At 49.8% G+C, this 17755-nt stretch carries 15 protein-coding genes; 3 read left to right on the top strand and 12 right to left on the bottom strand.

The annotated features are described in order from the left end of the window. Positions 1-95 precede the first annotated feature (95 nt). The 9 genes from ACLTD4_RS11970 to ACLTD4_RS11930 form a co-directional block, all read right to left on the bottom strand. Positions 96-950 carry a MurR/RpiR family transcriptional regulator gene (locus ACLTD4_RS11970; protein ID WP_055653517.1) on the bottom strand — a complete coding sequence of 285 codons (855 nt, stop codon included), beginning with the start codon at positions 948-950 and terminating at the stop codon, positions 96-98. 229 nt (positions 951-1179) lie between these two features. Next, complete coding sequence (locus tag ACLTD4_RS11965; protein ID WP_117622352.1) at positions 1180-2808, bottom strand: FAD-binding protein; 1629 nt, start codon at positions 2806-2808, stop codon at positions 1180-1182. Beyond that, a complete protein-coding gene (locus ACLTD4_RS11960) occupies positions 2780-3832 on the bottom strand; it encodes an ABC transporter ATP-binding protein (RefSeq protein WP_055653513.1) in 1053 nt (350 codons plus the stop codon). The genes ACLTD4_RS11965 and ACLTD4_RS11960 overlap by 29 nt, the downstream gene beginning before the upstream one ends. Continuing rightward, complete coding sequence (locus ACLTD4_RS11955; protein WP_002604717.1) at positions 3822-4841, bottom strand: ABC transporter ATP-binding protein; 1020 nt, start codon at positions 4839-4841, stop codon at positions 3822-3824. Before ACLTD4_RS11955 ends, ACLTD4_RS11960 begins: the two co-directional genes overlap by 11 nt. A 10-nt stretch (positions 4842-4851) precedes the next feature. Then, a complete protein-coding gene (locus tag ACLTD4_RS11950) occupies positions 4852-5781 on the bottom strand; it encodes an ABC transporter permease (RefSeq protein WP_002604718.1) in 930 nt (309 codons plus the stop codon). 12 nt (positions 5782-5793) lie between these two features. Then, on the bottom strand, positions 5794-6756 hold the full coding sequence (locus ACLTD4_RS11945) for an ABC transporter permease (RefSeq protein WP_025530777.1): 963 nt from the start codon (positions 6754-6756) through the stop codon (positions 5794-5796). Positions 6757-6825: 69 nt separating this feature from the next. Beyond that, positions 6826-8532, bottom strand: a complete 1707-nt coding sequence (locus ACLTD4_RS11940; protein ID WP_055653511.1) for an ABC transporter substrate-binding protein — start codon at positions 8530-8532, stop codon at positions 6826-6828. 306 nt (positions 8533-8838) lie between these two features. After that, entirely contained in the window at positions 8839-9741 is a 903-nt protein-coding gene (locus tag ACLTD4_RS11935) for an ROK family protein (RefSeq protein ID WP_242353352.1), read from the bottom strand. 77 nt (positions 9742-9818) lie between these two features. Continuing rightward, entirely contained in the window at positions 9819-10502 is a 684-nt protein-coding gene (locus ACLTD4_RS11930; protein WP_002604722.1) for an N-acetylmannosamine-6-phosphate 2-epimerase, read from the bottom strand. A gap of 200 nt (positions 10503-10702) precedes the next feature. Here ACLTD4_RS11930 and ACLTD4_RS11925 point away from each other — a divergent pair, with 200 nt between their 5' ends. The 3 genes from ACLTD4_RS11925 (at position 10703) to ACLTD4_RS11915 (ending at position 13855) form a co-directional block, all read left to right on the top strand. Then, on the top strand, positions 10703-11620 hold the full coding sequence (locus ACLTD4_RS11925) for a dihydrodipicolinate synthase family protein (protein ID WP_002604723.1): 918 nt from the start codon (positions 10703-10705) through the stop codon (positions 11618-11620). Between the two features lie 147 nt (positions 11621-11767). Then, the gene (locus ACLTD4_RS11920; RefSeq protein ID WP_181988670.1) at positions 11768-12418 is read left to right on the top strand and encodes an SGNH/GDSL hydrolase family protein; all 651 of its coding nucleotides are present in this window, start codon (positions 11768-11770) and stop codon (positions 12416-12418) included. A gap of 99 nt (positions 12419-12517) precedes the next feature. After that, entirely contained in the window at positions 12518-13855 is a 1338-nt protein-coding gene (locus ACLTD4_RS11915; protein WP_117622354.1) for a S8 family peptidase, read from the top strand. 328 nt (positions 13856-14183) lie between these two features. Here the strand turns inward: ACLTD4_RS11915 and ACLTD4_RS11910 are convergent, their stop codons facing one another. The 3 genes from ACLTD4_RS11910 to ACLTD4_RS11900 form a co-directional block, all read right to left on the bottom strand. Beyond that, positions 14184-14798, bottom strand: coding sequence for a GNAT family N-acetyltransferase (locus tag ACLTD4_RS11910; RefSeq protein ID WP_117622355.1), 615 nt, complete (start codon positions 14796-14798; stop codon positions 14184-14186). Positions 14799-14890: 92 nt separating this feature from the next. Further along, positions 14891-16591 carry a DUF5722 domain-containing protein gene (locus ACLTD4_RS11905; RefSeq protein ID WP_055653500.1) on the bottom strand — a complete coding sequence of 567 codons (1701 nt, stop codon included), beginning with the start codon at positions 16589-16591 and terminating at the stop codon, positions 14891-14893. A gap of 169 nt (positions 16592-16760) precedes the next feature. Continuing rightward, on the bottom strand, positions 16761-17567 hold the full coding sequence (locus ACLTD4_RS11900) for a M55 family metallopeptidase (protein ID WP_117622356.1): 807 nt from the start codon (positions 17565-17567) through the stop codon (positions 16761-16763). Positions 17568-17755: the final 188 nt, after the last annotated feature.

Here is a 17755-nt window from a genome sequence, read left to right as displayed (position 1 = left end):
TCGTTTATGAATTTATTATATATCGGAATTTTCTTTTTGTCAATCTGAAATAAAAAAATTTTTCTTTTTTTATTTTTTTTAGGAATAATCTTTGGTCAGTAAAGTTTTTCAATGACCGACGAAGAAGTCTTTTCGTTATTTTTGCTGCATTTTTCAAAATATCGACGATAGTATTCTGTATACATTAAATCAATCAGGAACAGCTGGCTGATCTCCGCCGAAGTCGAACCGCCCTGAAGCGGCCCTTCATTGGCTCCACACAGAAGCGTCACATCGGAAAACGATGTCAGCGGTGATTTGACGAATCTGGTCACGCAGATCACCGTCGCCCCGGCACGTTTGGCCAGTTCCGCCACATGGATGGTGTCCTTTGTGGCTCCGGAATAGGAAAAGACCACCGCCACCTCATTCGCTCTCATCATGGAAGCTACCATGGCCTGCATATGAGAATCCTGGACACAGTACACCTTCGGCTCGATGCGCAGAAACTTATTGGCCGCCTTCATGGCCGTAAGCATACTGGCACCCACTCCATAGAAGCAGATCCTGTCCGCATCATGAAGGTATCTGATCACCTTATCGAAGTTCTCCTCATTCAGCAGAGAAAAGGTCTCCTTCAGCGCGTTTACATTCGTGTTCAGCACCTTCTGAGCCATCTCTGAGAAGCTGTCCTCCTGGCTGATGTCGCCATCCAGCTGACCAAGCCCCGATTTCCCATCGTGAAGGCTTAAGGACAGCATCATCTTAAACTCCTGATATCCCTTCAAATTCATGGTCTTACAAAAGCGGAATACGCTCGTATCTCCAACCTCACATACCTCTGCCAGATCCGTAATTGACATAAAAAGCACTTCTCTCGGATTCTGCAGGATATAATCGGCCACCTTCTTTTCCGCCTTCGTAAATTGATTGTACTCTGCTCTGATTTTTGTTAAAAAGTCTCCTTGCATGTTTAATCCCCCTTTATGTTTCCACCGGCAATCCTACGACGAAGCCCATGCATGATGCACGGGTCACCGTAATAAGAAAAGGCACGCCGGAAACGGCACCGCATCATGCCGTTTCCGTCGCGCCTACGCCGCCTCTGCTACTAGAATATACCAGGGAACAGTCGTTTGTCAATTAATAAAAAAAAGTTTTTTTATTATATAATTTAAAATTTTCTTTTTAACTGACAAATTATTCCCAGCCTGTTTTCACCCCATCATCCCACACCGATAAAATTCTTTTGGAGAAATTTTCTTTTTTCTCCGGGTAATCCCAGCGATAATGGGAACCACGGCTTTCCTTTCGCAGCAGAATCGCCTTCATCAGACACTCGGATAAATGCAGCGCCGCGGTAAGACGGCAGGATACCGCAAGCCCCGCCGTGTCGTCTCCCGTTTCCAGGTATCCCGCTTCACATCTGCACAGCTCCCTGATCCGTTCCAATCGGTTTAATGCAAGCTCCGCCCGCGCGCCATTGCGAATCACCATGGCGCATTCGAAATTCATTTCCTGAATCTGTTTTAAATAGGAAGCGGCATTGGGAATGACAGAGAGCAGTACCTCCGCCCATTCCTCCTCCGGTCCGGAGATGCTGCTCCAGCCGGCCGCGGCTTTCCCCGCGATCTCTCCGAACACCAGGCCATTAGCCGTCGATAAGCCGCCCAGCCGGTCCGCCCCATGCATTCCTCCCGTCGCCTCCCCGCAGGCATACAGGCCGGGAACTCCCGTGCTTCCGTCCGGTCCGATCCTGATTCCCCCGTTGGACGCGTGGGCAAAAATCCCCAGCTGGATGGGATCGTCGATCGTCAAATGCTTCTCTTCTTTCAGCCATTCAAAGTAGGTCCTGATGAATTCCGGCTGATTTTCCCTTAAGGATTCCCGGTACGTCACCGTGACGCCTCTGGGATTCCTCAAAAATTCCGTGAACAGCCTGATATCTACCGGCGCGGACGGAAGCCTGGTGGTAAACGGACCGTGGGTAGAACGCACCTCCATCCGCTCTTCCAAATCCTCCTTCCGCCAGTCCTCAAAGATGGAACGCCCCGTCTCCTGACGGCAGAAATTGCTGTATTTGAACACCTTTTCGTTATAGATCGTCTTCGGCGCCGGAGACAGATACCCTGGCATCATCTGCATGAACTCAATATTTACCAGCTTCGCACCGGCACGGAGAGCCAGATACTGGCCGCATCCGGTGACGTCATCCGTGTTCAGACGGTACTGGAACAGTCCGCCCAGTCCTCCGGAAGCCACCACCAGACTTTTGCAGGAGAAAGCGGTCAGTCCGCCTTTCTCTGTCAAGGCCGCCGCGCCGCTTACTCGTCCGTCCGTCATGATAAACTGCAGGATATGGGTGCACGGAAAGCTTCTGACCCCCAGTTCCTCTAACCGGTCCAGGAACACCTCCCGGGCGCTGTCTTTTACAATCCCGTGCCAGTCTCTGTTTTTATAATCAAAACAGGGGATGAACTCCTTCTCCCCTTTGTTTTCAGCTTCCTTCAGCTGGATTCCAAATGCCTTTAACCGATCCGTACCCCTGCGGATATGGCTGACCAGGACGGAGACCAGCTCCGGGTCTGCCATGCCTTCACCGACCTTTAAAATCACGGACTTTAAGTCTTCCTCATCCGCTTCACTTTCGGGTCCCACGAGCCCCAGGCCCCATGTCCCCGGATAAAAACTGGAGCCGGAGCAGATGCGCGTACCGCTTACGATACAGACATCTGCCCCCGCTTCGGCGGCTGAGATCGCAGCCATAATGCCCGCGATCCCGGCCCCCATGACAAGCACATCACATTTTATTTCGTTTTTCAGCCGCATGTTTGATATTTTCCTCTGCAAAATGGCAGGCGACGTAGTGTTCACGCCCGTCAATGTCATATTTCTTAAGTTCCGGCCTCTGGTTCTTACAGATTTCCTGACACTGGCTGCACCTTCCGTGGAAATGGCAGCCGCTGGGCGGATTCATTGGGGAAGGCACATCGCCCTCCAGAATGATCCTCTTTTTCTTATGATGAATATCCGCAACCGGAATCGCAGAGAGAAGAGCCTGGGTGTATGGATGAACGGTATTGCGGTACAGCTCATCCGCCTCAGCCAGCTCCACGATTCTGCCAAGATACATGACTGCGATTCTGTCGCTGATATACTCCACCACGCTCAAATCGTGGGTGATGAAGATATAGGTCAGATTGCGCTCTTCCTTCAGTTTCTTTAACAGGTTTAATACCTGAGCCTGAATGGATACGTCGAGCGCGCTGACCGCCTCGTCACAGATCACAAGCTCAGGGTTGATGCACAGCGCCCTGGCGATGCCGATACGCTGTCTCTGGCCGCCGGAGAACTCATGGGGATAACGGTCCATGTATTCCCGCCGCATATTTACGGCTTCCAGCAGATCGCCGATGATCTTCCTTCTCTCCTCCTTCGTCTTGATGCCGAATTTCTTCAGCGGATCGGACAGGGACTGGTAGATCGTAAAGGACGGGTTTAAGGAAGACTGAGGATCCTGAAAAACGATCTGAATCTTCTTTCTGGCCTCATCCATCTCCTTACTGGTCAGCTTCTCCAGATTGCGGGGGCCGTTCTCAAATTCGTAGACCATCTCTCCTTCGGTCGGCTTATAGAGCTGAAGGATGGTTTTGCCCAGCGTCGTCTTTCCGCATCCGGACTCTCCTACCAGCCCCAGGGTCTCCCCTTTATAGATGGTCAAATCAATATCGTTGACAGCCTGGACGTAGCTCTGGGTCTTTCCCATGAAGCCGCCCTTGACCGGAAAATACGTTTTTAAGCCTTTGATTGTAAGCAGCGCTTCTTTTTTCTTATCATGATTCTTATCTGCCATCGTTTGTCACCTCCTGATACCGTGCGCATCGTACCATGTGAGTTCCGCCAAGCTGTACCTCTTCAGGCATGCATTTGTCGCATTCCGGGCAGGCGTAGTCGCACCGCGGCGCGAACTGGCATCCGGGCGGCCTGTTGTACGGATCCGGCGTGGAACCCTTGATCGGGTTGATATCCTGCTCGGCGCCCCTTCCCAGAACAGGGATGGACTTTAACAGCGCTCTTGTGTACGGATGCGTGGGGTGATCCAGCACCTCCTCCGCAGAGCCGCTTTCGATGATATTACCCATGTACATGACGGCGACATCGTCGGCCAGCTCGCAGACCACTCCCATGTCGTGGGTAATCAGCATGATAGCCGTGTTGTAATTCTTCTTTAAATGATCCATCAGTTCGAAAATCTGGGCCTGTATGGTCACATCGAGAGCCGTAGTCGGTTCATCGGCAATCAGGACCTTCGGATTACAGCTCATGGCCATGGCGATCATGGCACGCTGTCTCATACCGCCGGAGAATTCGTGGGGATACTGGTCGATTCTCTTCTGAGGATTGGGGATTCCCATGTCGGTCAGAAGCTTTAAGGCTGTTTCCCTGGCCTCCTTCTTGGATACGTTCTTGTTATGGGAGCGGATCATCTCCTCAATCTGCCATCCGATCGTGTAGACCGGGTTCAGCGCCGTCATGGGATCCTGGAAAATCATGGCGATATCCTTGCCGCGGATATCCCTCATCTCTTTTCCGTTTCTTTCCAGTTCGTGGATCTTAATATCACCGCGCTTGTCTCCGCTGTGATAGATGATTTCTCCTTCCTCGATCCTGGAAAGCTTGGGAAGCAGCTGCATGATGGAAGTAGCCGTCACGCTCTTGCCGCAGCCCGACTCTCCTACGATACAGAGTGTCTTGCCGCTTTTAATATCCATGGAAACGCCGTTGATCGCCCTGTTGCAGCGCTCATTTGTATAGAAATACGTCTTTAAATTTTTAACGGAAATTACTGCATTATCGCTCATATCCTGCCTCCTAGCCCTGCTGTGTCGGATCTGTGGTATCTCTGATGCCGTCGCCCATGAAGTTGATGCTCATGACGAATAAGGAAACCACAATACCGGTTGGGAGCCACATCCACCAGTTATTCTGAAGAGTGAACATATCCTGAGCCGCATTTAAAATATTGCCCCAGGTCGGGACCTCCAACGGAACGCCCAGGCCTAAGAAACTTAAGGAAGCCTCCTCCAGGATAAACATGGCTGTACTCAGTGTAACATTTACAATAATCGGGCTTAACGCATTCGGTAAAATATGCTTGTAGCAGATGATAAACGGATTGAGTCCGAACACCTTTAAGGACTGTACGTATTCCTCTTCTCTTATGGAGAGCACCTGGGATCTGGCCATACGGAAACAGGAACCCCAGCCGCAGATGATGAAGATAATCACGATGTTCTTCGCGCTCTGTCCCATGATCGCAACCAGCATCATAACGAGAATCAGCTGTGGAATGGACATGAACACCTCGGAGATCCTGACCATAAGGCTGTCGAACCAGCCGCCTCGGTATCCGCTGTAGCATCCTAAGAGTACGCCGATAAACGCACAGCCCAGGGCGCTTCCGAATCCGATCGCGATGGACATGCGGCCGCCGTACAGGACTCGCGCAAATACATCCCGGCCGATCTTATCCGTCCCAAACCAGTGCTCACCTGACGGCGGCTTCAGAATGGATTTCATATCCACGGCCTTCGGCGAATAGCCGGTTAAAAGCGGTGCGAAGATACAGGCCAGAAGAATGATCAGGAAAATTACGCCGCCCACGATGGCAAGACGGTTGTTCAAAAGCTTTCGTAACGCCCGGTTGCCGGACTTCTTGTTCTTCAGTTCTCCGGATTCCTCCATCTGTCGGATCTGGTCAAACTTCCGGTTTAAATGCAGCTGTTTTGATTTTATACTCATCTTCCGTCCCTCCTATCGTTCCAGCTTAATACGCGGGTCTAACGCGGCAGTCAGGATGTCGACCAGCGTACTGGCAAACAGTGTCATGAAGACGAATAACAGCGCCAGCATCATGACCAGATTGTAGTTCTGCGAACGAACCGCCGTATTGAATGCACTTCCGATTCCAGGCCACTGGAATACGGTCTCGATAACTACGGAACCTGCGATCAGGGTCGGAAGGCGGAAGCCCACCAGTACAATAACAGGAGTCAGCGATACACGGAAGCCGTGTACTAAATTCACTCTGAATTCAGAGAGCCCTTTGCTGCGGGCCGTCTTTATGTAGTCCTTGTTCATGGTATCCAGCATGCTGCTTCGGGCGTAACGCATGACACCTGCCGTCATGGAGATTCCCAGAACGAGAGCCGGCATAACGAGATACTTGATTCGCCCTGCAAAATTGACCACGGTCGGATCCGTTCGGCCGCCAACCGGCAGCCATCCTAAATTTAATGCGAAGATTAAGATTGCACAGACACCGAAGAAGAACTGAGGGATGGATACGCCGATCATACCGGCTACGGTCAGAACGTTGTCGCCGATGGTTCCCTTGTAGATTGCGCCGAGAACACCGAGAACACTTCCTAATACGGTGGAGATGCAGAGTGCCGCCACGGCCAGTTCAAGAGTGGCCGGAAGCCGTTCCGCCATAATCTGGATTACGGGCACACCGCTGGAAGAACTGTAGCCAAAGTCTCCGGTCAGCAGGCGTCCCAGCCATTTAAAATAGCGGACAAAAAAAGGATCATCAAGTCCATACTGTGCGCGCAGCGCCGCTACCTGCTCGGCGGTCAGCCTCGCAAGCGCCTCCGGGTCCATCAGGTACGAAACGGGATCGCCTGGTGTCAAATCCAGAAGCCAGTAAATGATAAACGTAATGATCAACAGCATGGGAATCATACCAAGAATTTTTTTAATTGTGTATTTTGCCATTTTATCACCTTTCTTAAAAGTTAAGGGACTGTACATGATATACAATCCCTTAACAGCACCTCCTAAGTGTTACTTGATTTCCCAGTTCTGAATATCCCAGTTATAGTTAAACTGCGGGTTGCCAAGCTTTGCACCCTTTACAATCTTGTCGCTCTGAAGCAGGAAGATTGGCTGATAGTAAAGCGGAAGCTCGAATAATGTCTCATTCTCATACTTCTGTAATTCAAAGAATGCTTTTCTCTGTACCTCTGCATCTACGGAAGCATTGGTGGCCGCGATGAGTTCGTCTAACTTCGGATCGCTCGGTGTATGAGAGTTGATGGAATAACCGGTCTGATATCTGTCATAGTACTCGTGTAAGGACAATGCCGCATTGGCTGCGTAGCACATATCCCAGTCAACTGCGCTCGGTCCGTTGACCGGATCTTCCGGAGCTTTCCAGAGAATGGTTGCCAGATCGCCTTCTACCAGTCTTGCGTTCATCTTAATGCCTACTTCTGCAAGGTACTGCTGAATGATAGCCATAAGATCCTGTGTCATCTGATCCGTATAGTAATAAACAACATCAAGCTCTGTATTCGGATCCCAGTTTGCTTCCTTTAACAGTTCTTTTGCTTTTTCCGGATTGTAGTCGTAATTGTTCAGTCCGTCTACCTTGTCCGCTCCATCTGGTGTCAGGCTGTTTGCAGGAAGTGCTGCTCCCTCGAAAACGCCGTCTAAGATGGATTTCATATCAAGTGCATAAGCGATGGCCTGGCGTACTTTCTCATCTGCCAGAGGCGCCTTTTTGCCGTCCTTTTTGTCAAACTTGTTTAAATACAGAAGACGGGTATAACGCACATTTACAGTGTCGATGGTAAGTCCAGGTGTTCCCTCCAGCGCCTTGACATCGGCAATGTTCTTGGTGTAAGCGTAATCCAGCTTGCCTGCCTTCGCATTCGTTACGAAGTTCGCATCGCTGTCGCCTGCACTCGGATTTAAGTGAATGGTGAAGTTCGCGGTTCCGCCGTAGTACTTGTCAAACGGCTTCAATGTGGTGTAGTTGTTCATCTGAACTTCATCTACCATGAATGGGCCGGAACCGATCGGGCTCTGGAAATACTTGGCCTGCTGTAAGGAGATCGGATCTGTATCCGCCAAATACTTCTTAGGCAGAGGAGCAAACTGCGTAAATGTCAGCAGTGCATCCGGTGCGACTTTCTCAAAGGTCAGTGTAATCTTGCTACCGTCCACGGCAATTCCTTCGATGTGCTCGGCGCTGCCGTCCTCATAGGCAGCCGCACCCTTTAATGCTTCAAATGTGGAACGGAATACGGAGTTTAACACCGTTGTCTTAAGCGCATACTCAATACTCCACTGAATATCGTCTGCTGTAATCGCTTCGCCGTCGTGCCAGAAAATATTATCTCTTAACTCAAAGGTCAGTGTCATTCCATCGTCGGACATCTCGTAAGATTTAGCCAGATCGCCTTCACCGGTTACCGGCGCCAGGTTCTCATCGGCAAAGATCAGATGTGCGTACAGGGTTTTGTTATATGTGTATGTACCAGGATTGAGCCACGGTGTCTCGAAAAACTCAGTAGGGCCGCCGTTGCTGTAGAGAACACCCGATTCCCCCGCTGCTGCCGGCTCTGCCGGTGCGGCTGTCGTATCTGCCTGTCCCCCCGCGGTGGCAGCTGTAGTGGAACTCGTTGGGTTACCGGATCCACAGCCAGCCAGCAAAGATGCCGTCATCGCCGCAGCCAGTCCTAAAGAAAAGATTTTTTTCAATTTCATGCAATACTTCCTCCTTTTTTAAAATAAAAAGGCGCGATGGATCATTTGTCCTTCATCCGTCACGCCCTTGTTGTTGATAAACACATTATATTACCGAAAATTTATTTTGTCAACATTGAATAGAAAAAAATTTTTTCCATTTTTTATTTTATGTATTTTTTATCCTGTTTGCAAATATCCGAAGGATTCCTTCGTGATATTGTATACAGTTTTGCAGTATTGCATTTGTTTTCGAAACAATTATGTTTATTTCGCTTTTGCTTACATCAGTTCTGCTGATTGTACTTTTGCTTACATCAGTTCTGCTTATTGCACTTCAGTCCGGCCGTTCTTTTCTAAGAGTGCACCGGCCAGATACGCCGCGCCCATCAACCCGGCACGGTTGCCCAGTTCCGCCTGGCGCAGTTCCACATTGCGGAAGCTGCTCATGATTCTCGCAGAAGCCTTCTGCTTCACCTCTTTCAGAATATAGGGCTGCGCCATGACACCGCCCCCTAAGACGATACAGGACGGGTTAAAAATATGAATAACGGAAATCAGCCCGTACACGATCTCATCGATCCAGCTGTTCACAATGTCTCTCACCTTCGGATCGTCCAGTCTGGCAAATATCTTTCTCCCATTGTCCAGGTCCCGGTTATAGGCCATGGCTTTCCGTACCAGCGCCGTGGTGGAAGCGTATTTCTCGTAGCAGCCACAGAAAGGTTCCCCGTATACGCTGTCCTCCGGATGGATCATAATACCGCCGAACTCTCCCGCCGAGCAGGCACTTCCCGTATAGATTCCCTTATTCAGGACAATGGCGCCGCCGACTCCGGTCCCGTAGGTAATACAGAGAAAATCCTCAAAGTCTCTTCCCGCTCCAAACTGGCCTTCCCCGATAGCTGCCGCGTTGACGTCATTCTCTACAGCGACAGGCACATGAAACTCGCGCTCCATGATCTCCCGCACCTTCATCCCCGTATAACCGGGTATGTTTTCATTGGCGTAACGAATATAGCCTTCCGCAGAATTCACCTGGCCGGCAGTGCTGATCCCGATGGCCTCAAAGTCATCGTACTGACGGAGAATCTCCACAGCCCGCTCCATCACATACCTTCCGCCGTTCCTGGCATTGGTGGCATGCTCCTTCACCCCCACAATGTCCTGTCCGTTCCAGATTCCAGACTTGATGGAGGTGCCCCCGATATCCAGTGCCGCAATCCTCATAACAATCTCCTCCTGATAGAAAAAGGACAAAGAAACTAACTTTTCTGGCCTCTTTGTCCGTCATACCTAACTATTCTTTACTGTATCGCAGCCACAAAGTGTCTTGTGATATCCCTCGGTCTCGTTATAGCGGTACCTACAACTGCCGCCAGCACACCGGTATCGAGAGCCGCCTTTAACTGCTCCGGCGTCCAGATTCCGCCTTCCGCGATAACCGGCTTGCCGCAGGTCTCAACGAGATGCTTCATCAAATCAAAATCAGGAAGCTTGGCTCCCTTTGTATAATCCGTATAGCCGTTCATCGTTGTACCAACCAGATCAAGTCCAATCTGTGCGGCATGAAGACCTTCTTCATAACAGGAACAGTCTGCCATAAAAAGCTGATCCGGGTATTTGGCGCGTACTTCTGCGAAGAACTCGTCCAGAGTCTTTCCATCCGGTCTGATGCGGTTGGTGCAGTCCGTGGCAATAATATCCACGCCGCACTCCACAAGCGCGTCAACTTCCTTCATGGTCGGTGTGATATATACGTCACAGTCCCCGTAAACTTCCTTAATAATGCCGATTACCGGAAGATCTACCGTTTTCTTAATTTCCACAATATCTGCGACGGTGTTAGCTCTGATGCCGACCGCGCCGCCCTCTTTGGCCGCATATGCCATTCTGGACATAATGTAAGAACTGTACAGCGGTTCTTCCTTTAATGCCTGGCAGGATACGATCAGACCGCCTCTGACCCGTTCCAGTACTGAATAATCCATATTAGATACCCCCTCTTGTATTTTTTACTGATTTTTGGGATTTTTAACTGTTTTAATCATAGCACGTATAAAAAATATTTTCAATACAAACATTAAATAAAAAAAAGTTTTTATTTTTATTGATTTCTGCCAGTAATGATGATATGATACACACAGATACTGTTGAATTATTATAATAATTGAAAAGGCAGGTATGTATTATGTCCAAGTATGATGTCAACAAATTCAAAAACGTTACTGTTGCGCTCAACACTCCGTTCGACAAAAACGGCGATGTTGATTTAGAGGCGACAAAGGCCGTTGTAAACTATTTCTGTAACAAAGGTATCAAGCAGATGTATGTCTGCGGCAGTACAGGCGAAGGCTTCCTTCTGGATACGGAAGAAAGAAAGGCCGTGACGGAGACTGTTGTAAAGGAAGCGGCAGGACGCATGAATATCATCGTCCATGTAGGCTGTCCTGATACGAGACATTCCGCCGAACTCGCCAAACATGCGGAGGCTGTAGGCGCCGATGCTACATCCGCGGTTCCCTGTGTATATTACCACATGGGCGAGGAAAGTGTATACCAGCACTGGACAAAAATTACCGAGGCTGCCGATCTTCCTTTCTTCATTTATAATATCCCGCAGCTGACCGGATTCAATCTGTCCATGGGGCTGTTCGGCCGCATGCTGGAAAACGAGCGCGTTGCCGGCGTAAAATGCTCCTCCGACCCGGCACAGGATATCCTGCGCTTTAAGCTGGCCGGCGGCAAGGATTTCATCGTATTCAACGGACCGGACGAGCAGTTCATCGCAGGACGCCTGATGGGCGCTGATGCCGGTATCGGCGGTACATACGGTGCCATGCCTGAGTTATACTTAAAGATGGATGAACTGGTTAACCGCGGCGAATGGGAAAAGGCCAGAGAAGTGCAGAATCTGGTTACCCCGCTTATTTACCGTCTCTGCTCCTTCCCGTCCATGCACGGTGCAGTAAAGGGAATCATCTCCTTGGACGGCTGTCCGATGGGCGATCCGAGACTTCCATTCCTTCCGGTTGCACTGGATGATCCGAAGCTGGTAGAGCTTTACCACGATATCAGAAAAGCAGTCGAGGATACGAAAGATTTATAAAGACTTTAAAAATCAGTCTGAGAGGATGTACCTGCTTGCAGGCTGCATCCTCTCTTTTTATTTCCGGAGGCAGCGAGCCAGAAGCCATGCCTGCATGAGTATTTGGCGGCTGCAGCGGAATATTTAATCATTTAGGAGGAGGACATCATGAAAAAACACATTGTATGCTACGGAGATTCCAATACCCACGGGTACTGTGCTGCGAATGACGGCCGTTTCGATGAAAATGAGCGCTGGCCGCGTCTCCTGGAACAGAAGCTGGGGGAAGATTATCTCGTTCTCGAGGAAGGCCTGTCTGGCCGGACCACCTGTTTTAACGATCCGATCCACGAGGGCTTGTCCGGGCTGGATTATATTTACCCATGCCTCATGAGCCACGAACCCGTAGATTTGCTGATCATCATGCTGGGAACCAATGATACTAAGGAACGTTTCGGCGCATCCGCCGCCTGCATTGCGCTGGGCCTCAAGCGTCTCATCGCAAAGGCCATCGCCACCACCGACTGCTGGCGGGATAAGAGGCCCAATATCCTTGTGGTCGCTCCCAAGAACATCGAAAAAGAGTACGAGGCCACAGCGGTAGGCGCTACGATGGGCCGCGGCTGTGCAGAAAAGTCAGAAGGCCTCGCCGAAGAGTACAGAAAAATCGCAGAGTTGATGGGCTGCCACTATTTCGACGCCAATACCGTCGTAAAAGAAAACAATAAAATCGATTATATGCACCTTACAAAAGAGGGCCACGAGGCGCTTGCCACCGCACTGGCCGGTCTGGTGAGGTTACAGTTCCCAGCCTGCTGAGAAAATATTAAGGGAATTTTCACATATTTTTCCACTCCTTTGCTCCGGGATTATGGTATACTAAAGAAAAATGTTCCTCGCATAAGGAGAATCATCAGAATGAAGAAAAGAACGCGCGCAGTCAGTCTTTCTTTAGCCCTTGCCATCGCCGTGTCTGCAGTGATCCCATGGACTTTTGCATCCACTTCCGATTCCGCTTCCGGATCCATTTCCGATTCGGGAAGTAATAGAACGGCCTCCTGGAAGGCGGCACAGGGAGACATGCTGTCCGTCAGCCAGAGCGGCCAGTCCCTGCAGACCTTCGCATTGGGGCCAGGCCTTGTCAATTTATCCCCAGCGGACCAGTTTGCCACCTATCAATGGGGATTAAAAAATGACGGAGAATTTCAGCTCGTCGAGATAAAAGCAAAGTTCCAGGCCGCTGACAATATCTATTCCGGCGGCAAAGGCGGTTTCGGCCTTCCGGGCCTTGGTCCCGGCGACTTCGAGTCCACGGTTACCGACGCGGTAACGGGTGTCGATATCAATATCCGCCCGGCCTGGGATCTCTATGACCAGTCGGAAAACAAGCGGTCCGTGGTTGTAGCCATCATCGACACAGGCGTCGATTATAACCATCAGGAATTTTCAGGCGCCATGTGGACGAATCCCGGAGAAATCCCCGGTGATGGAATTGACAACGACGGAAACGGTTACGTGGACGATGTTCACGGCTGGAACTTCTATTCCGGCAACAGCCAGATCTTTGTCGGCGAAGAAGACAGCCACGGCACCCACGCCGCAGGCACCATCGCCGCAGTCCGCGGTTCCTACGGAATCGCCGGCATCACCGACAACAATTACGTAAAGATTATGTCCTTAAAGGCATTAGGCGGCAGTGACGGAACGGGTTCGCCCGACTCTGTCATCCAGGCGATTCGCTACGCGGAAGCCAACGGCGCCGCCATCTGCAACTTAAGCATGGGAACCTCCGCTTATAACGAAGCGCTGGCCCAGACCATGCAGAATTCGAAGATGCTGTTCATCGTGGCCTGCGGCAACGGCGGCATTGCCGGAAAGGGATACGACACCGACATTTACCCGGTCTATCCCGCATCATTCCCATTTGATAACGTAATCTCCGTTGCCAACTTGTTATTCGACGGAAGCTTGAGCCGTGACTCCAACTACGGAGCCGCCAGCGTGGATATCGCGGCTCCAGGAACCTATATTGTCAGCACATTGCCGGGCAATAATTACGGTTTCATGAGCGGCACTTCCATGGCCGCCCCCATGGTGACCGGAGTCGCCGCCATGCTCTACTCCTACCGCCCAGAGATTTCACTGTCCGACGTGAAAAATATTCTGCTGAACTCCAGCCGAAAGTTGGACCAGTTAAGCGGGAAAATGGTGAGCGGCGGAATGCTGGATGCGTATGCGGCGCTGAGTTACCAGTAATAATAAGGTGGGGAGTCAGTGATGGGAGATGTTGGATTTCAGTATTCAGTGAGGAAATTGGATTTTAAGAACAATTATAGAAAGGACGTTCCTGTCAGGTCTTTGGCGGGAGCGTCCTTTTATGTTGGGGCAGGTTGGATTTTATGTGGGGAGGTTTGGGGAGGTGTGTGGAGTTTCGCGTTGGGCTTTATGTGGTTTTCGCATTAGGTTTTATGTTCGGTTTTATTTGAATTTCATGTTGTTTTTATGCTTTTTCCTACTATATTTTATAATGTATTTGATGAGACTTTCAAAAGGCCCATTTATAAACTACATGTTTTTATCGAACTTACTCCTCAATCTTCAAACGATCGATAGCCTCATTGCCTGATTCGCCTGCCGTTTTAGCCGTCAAACGCATGTATAACAGCGGATATGGATTTCCCTGCTCGTCCAGCTCCGTCCGTTTGAAACATTCAAATCCCATGTGCTCATAAAACCCTTTCGCCAGCGGATTCTGTTCATTTACACACAATTCACGTATCCCCAGCTCTTCTATACCATAGGTAAGAAGCCGCCTGCCCAAACCAGATCCACGCAATTCCGGTTCGAGGAAAAGCATCTCCAGACGCTCTCCCGCTGTACCCATGAAGGCAATGGGTTCACACTCTGCATTTATAGCAATCACCAGAGTGGGAACTTCAAGAAGCGCGGCCGGGACATACTTCTCTATTTCCCCGATTTCCTGATCAGACAGGAAAAGATGGGTCTTCTTGACGGAGCGCCTCCATACTTCTGTCAGGCGATCGATCAATTCATCGCTTCGCACTTCCTGCAAAATTATTTCTGCCTGGTTTACAATCTTTGGCAGAGTTTCCCGATGGATCTCCCGACTCTGTTGATTTTGGTTTCTCTGTATACAATTTCTTAGGGTTGATTCCCCCTGTTCTGATTGATTCTGCATAATCTGCTCCTGTCTTACCATTAAAATAACCCGGGAAGCACAAGTCTTCCCGGGTATCAATTCCACTTCTTATTCGTTCACTTACGTCGCTTCTACTCCATGGAACGCCATCTGAAATTCGGAATAAGATCAGACCACTTGTTGACACCGATAATCGGCTTTGCAAATTCCGTAGCTTCCAGCGTATACTTCTTCTTATCAATGTCACGGAACACCTGCCAGATCTTACGGCGCTTCGTGGCCACAATGGTATCGCCCTGGTTCATATCACACTCCCACAGGCCAAATGCCAATCCACTGCGCACCTCCAACGGCGCGTCCACCTGGCGGCTTAAGATATAGGCGTCGATATATGGATTACTGTCTACCAGGTAATAGGAATAGGCAAATGCCGCCGCCTGAATCTGAGGAATGTCTCCTCTTGTCGGGCTCTTCGCCGTAAATCCTTCCTCTGTAAGGATAATATGGCGGACATCTCCGGTCGGTGAACGGAATGCAGCCTGTGACATGTAATCGGTAAGAACATTTAAATTAGCAAAGTTGATGACAGGGGAATTAAAGTCATTAGAAATCCATCCAGTCTGCGCATCATCCCAGAATTCCGGTTCCGTCATAGGCGCCGGATATGGGTGGTAAGCCAGACCCCAGTCCATCTGCCCCTGAGCGTTGGCGATAGAATTAAATGTATCCATAATATTCTTTCCGCCGTATTTTAACTTGTTGTCGATCTCTGCATTCCAGTTATAATCAAGAGAAAAGTAGACCCTGTCGTTTGCACTGGTGCTCTTGATTGCCGTATAGAACACACGGAATGCATCCTGATACGCCTGAACGTAGCTGTTTAAATCCCAGGCTCCCGTGTAATTCCACTGCTGGTTATTAATCTCATTACCGATAATCCAGTTGGATATCTTGCCCTGATCCGGATTTGAACCGTTGTATCGCTCTGCAAGGAATGAAGCGATAGCCTTAGTCTGTTCAAAACCTGCCTCTGTTGCCGCGTTAAATAAATAATAAAATGCTTTTGAAGATTTCTTCGTACCGGGATAGATCAGATCCGGCGTGGCGTCATTCCATCCATTTAGGATGATAGCCGTAACCGTCATACCTTTACCGGAAAGCGCACTGATGGTTCTGTCGTAATCTTCAATAACCCGCTTGTCGAAATGATACGTCTTACCGTCATACTGGTAGTCAATACCCTGACCTAAAATCTGATGAAAGGCAATATTCGTTCCCACATGTTTGACACCCAGATCAAATGCATCTGCCAGCATGTTAAGCTCGATATTAAGCCCTTTTTTTGTCAAAGGATCGTTAAATGCTGCTGTGTTCGGAGCTACCGCCTCCGGATTTGTGATATAGTGCGGATCGCTGACCTCGATGTATTTCGTCCCATCCCAGACCGCTACCACAAATCTGCTGTATAACCGGTCCTCAGCGGTACCTTCATTCAACGGGAACTGATACGTTACCTCCGTTCCAAATGAAGCTGCCCCTGCGTAATCAAGGCGTCCTTCCAGATTCTTCTGATACGGCTTCTGTTCCACCAGATAGAGAACTCCGTCCGTACCGGTCATGTCTCCGCTGCTTGTGACCTTGACCGTCACACTTTTCTTATCCGGATTGATCAGGCAGGAGGTGATCGATGACTCCACCTTGGGCCCCTGTGTCTCAGCGTTTTCAGCGGTCTCAGTGTCCGCGCTGGCGAATGAAGCAAACACTCCGGTAAAACACAACAACACTGTAGCCAGAATGCCTGCCGCTCCTCTTCTTATCATCTTACTATCCATTCCTGTTTCCCTCCGTGATGTCTAACTTTATGTACTCTACCATGATACCCAATTGCCATACCATTTGCAATAAAGTTTTTATTACGGAATTCTAAATTTACTTACAATATTGGTACCATCTGGAACTTCACGAGCACCTCCATCAAACGCCGCTTTGTGGATATTATGGCTAATAAACGACAAAACTGTGGGCGGTAACAACCTCCATCCAGCATTTTGCTCTGAGACGGTTTGTAAAACGGTCCACCTGCTCCATACCTGGATAGAAAGACATCTGATACGCTTTCTTCCAGTCCTTGTAGGTCACTTCGTAAATAAACTCTTCCGGTAAATCCACAATAGGGATTGGTGATTTTCTCCTGTTTTCTACAGCGGTTTTGGCAGCCTCACAGAGACGTTCTATAGCGAGCTTCTGCGGAACGCAGAAGGTGGCACCTCCCACGCCGCGCTTGATCTCAGCAGTCGAAATATGCGGCGCAAGTTCTCTGGCATCCCGGCACACGGCTTCGTCACCAGAGAGAAAAAGCACTGGTATTCCGAGGGAGGAGGCGGTGTAGGTATTGAGCATAAACTCGCTCATATAGCGGCCATTGAGGCGAATATACTGGCTGTTTCCTGTAGAGGTGTGGCTGATGGCAAACTCCGGATTACCGGCAGCCGCATGGTACCCAAGAAAAAATACTCCGTCAAAGGTCTCGTCAAGGCCGAACATCATGTTATACGGATGTCCGCTCTTCCCCCGGATCAGCGTTACGTATTCCGGCATCGCGAGAGGGTTGATGTTGGAGGCGTCGCCATGGCCGTCCTTTACGACAATGGCGGTCGCTCCGGCGGCATGAGCCGCCTCGCAGACTGCGACGACTTCGTTTGTCATCTCCTCTGCATACCTCTGGTAAACAAACTCGTTTTTATGAGTCTCATCGGTGAAACTTAGTCCGGCGCAGCCTTCGATGTCTGCGCTGATGAATATTTTCATAGTGTTTCTCCTGTTCCGGGCTTTCGCCCTATAAAAATAAATGCAAAAGTGCCCAGCGAAGAGCAAGCTCTCCCTTGGCCTCCCGCTACTCCGCAGTGCATCTTCTTGTCCGCAAATTCGGCGGACAAGAAGCTCCGGGCTTTCGCCCTATAAAAATAAATGCAAAAGTGCCCAGCGAAGAGCAAGCT

This window comes from Hungatella sp. (assembly GCF_046966825.1).
Note: the sequence above shows the minus strand (reverse complement) of the source record. Positions and strands in the feature narration are given on the sequence as shown.

Bases quoted from the DNA above. Each gene is read 5' to 3' on its own strand.
- ACLTD4_RS11970 (WP_055653517.1), bottom strand. From the start codon at position 950: ATGCAAGGAGACTTTTTAACAAAAATCAGAGCAGAGTACAATCAATTT.
- ACLTD4_RS11965 (WP_117622352.1), bottom strand. From the start codon at position 2,808: ATGCGGCTGAAAAACGAAATAAAATGTGATGTGCTTGTCATGGGGGCC.
- ACLTD4_RS11960 (WP_055653513.1), bottom strand. From the start codon at position 3,832: ATGGCAGATAAGAATCATGATAAGAAAAAAGAAGCGCTGCTTACAATC.
- ACLTD4_RS11955 (WP_002604717.1), bottom strand. From the start codon at position 4,841: ATGAGCGATAATGCAGTAATTTCCGTTAAAAATTTAAAGACGTATTTC.
- ACLTD4_RS11950 (WP_002604718.1), bottom strand. From the start codon at position 5,781: ATGAGTATAAAATCAAAACAGCTGCATTTAAACCGGAAGTTTGACCAG.
- ACLTD4_RS11945 (WP_025530777.1), bottom strand. From the start codon at position 6,756: ATGGCAAAATACACAATTAAAAAAATTCTTGGTATGATTCCCATGCTG.
- ACLTD4_RS11940 (WP_055653511.1), bottom strand. From the start codon at position 8,532: ATGAAATTGAAAAAAATCTTTTCTTTAGGACTGGCTGCGGCGATGACG.
- ACLTD4_RS11935 (WP_242353352.1), bottom strand. From the start codon at position 9,741: ATGAGGATTGCGGCACTGGATATCGGGGGCACCTCCATCAAGTCTGGA.
- ACLTD4_RS11930 (WP_002604722.1), bottom strand. From the start codon at position 10,502: ATGGATTATTCAGTACTGGAACGGGTCAGAGGCGGTCTGATCGTATCC.
- ACLTD4_RS11925 (WP_002604723.1), top strand. From the start codon at position 10,703: ATGTCCAAGTATGATGTCAACAAATTCAAAAACGTTACTGTTGCGCTC.
- ACLTD4_RS11920 (WP_181988670.1), top strand. From the start codon at position 11,768: ATGAAAAAACACATTGTATGCTACGGAGATTCCAATACCCACGGGTAC.
- ACLTD4_RS11915 (WP_117622354.1), top strand. From the start codon at position 12,518: ATGAAGAAAAGAACGCGCGCAGTCAGTCTTTCTTTAGCCCTTGCCATC.
- ACLTD4_RS11910 (WP_117622355.1), bottom strand. From the start codon at position 14,798: ATGCAGAATCAATCAGAACAGGGGGAATCAACCCTAAGAAATTGTATA.
- ACLTD4_RS11905 (WP_055653500.1), bottom strand. From the start codon at position 16,591: ATGGATAGTAAGATGATAAGAAGAGGAGCGGCAGGCATTCTGGCTACA.
- ACLTD4_RS11900 (WP_117622356.1), bottom strand. From the start codon at position 17,567: ATGAAAATATTCATCAGCGCAGACATCGAAGGCTGCGCCGGACTAAGT.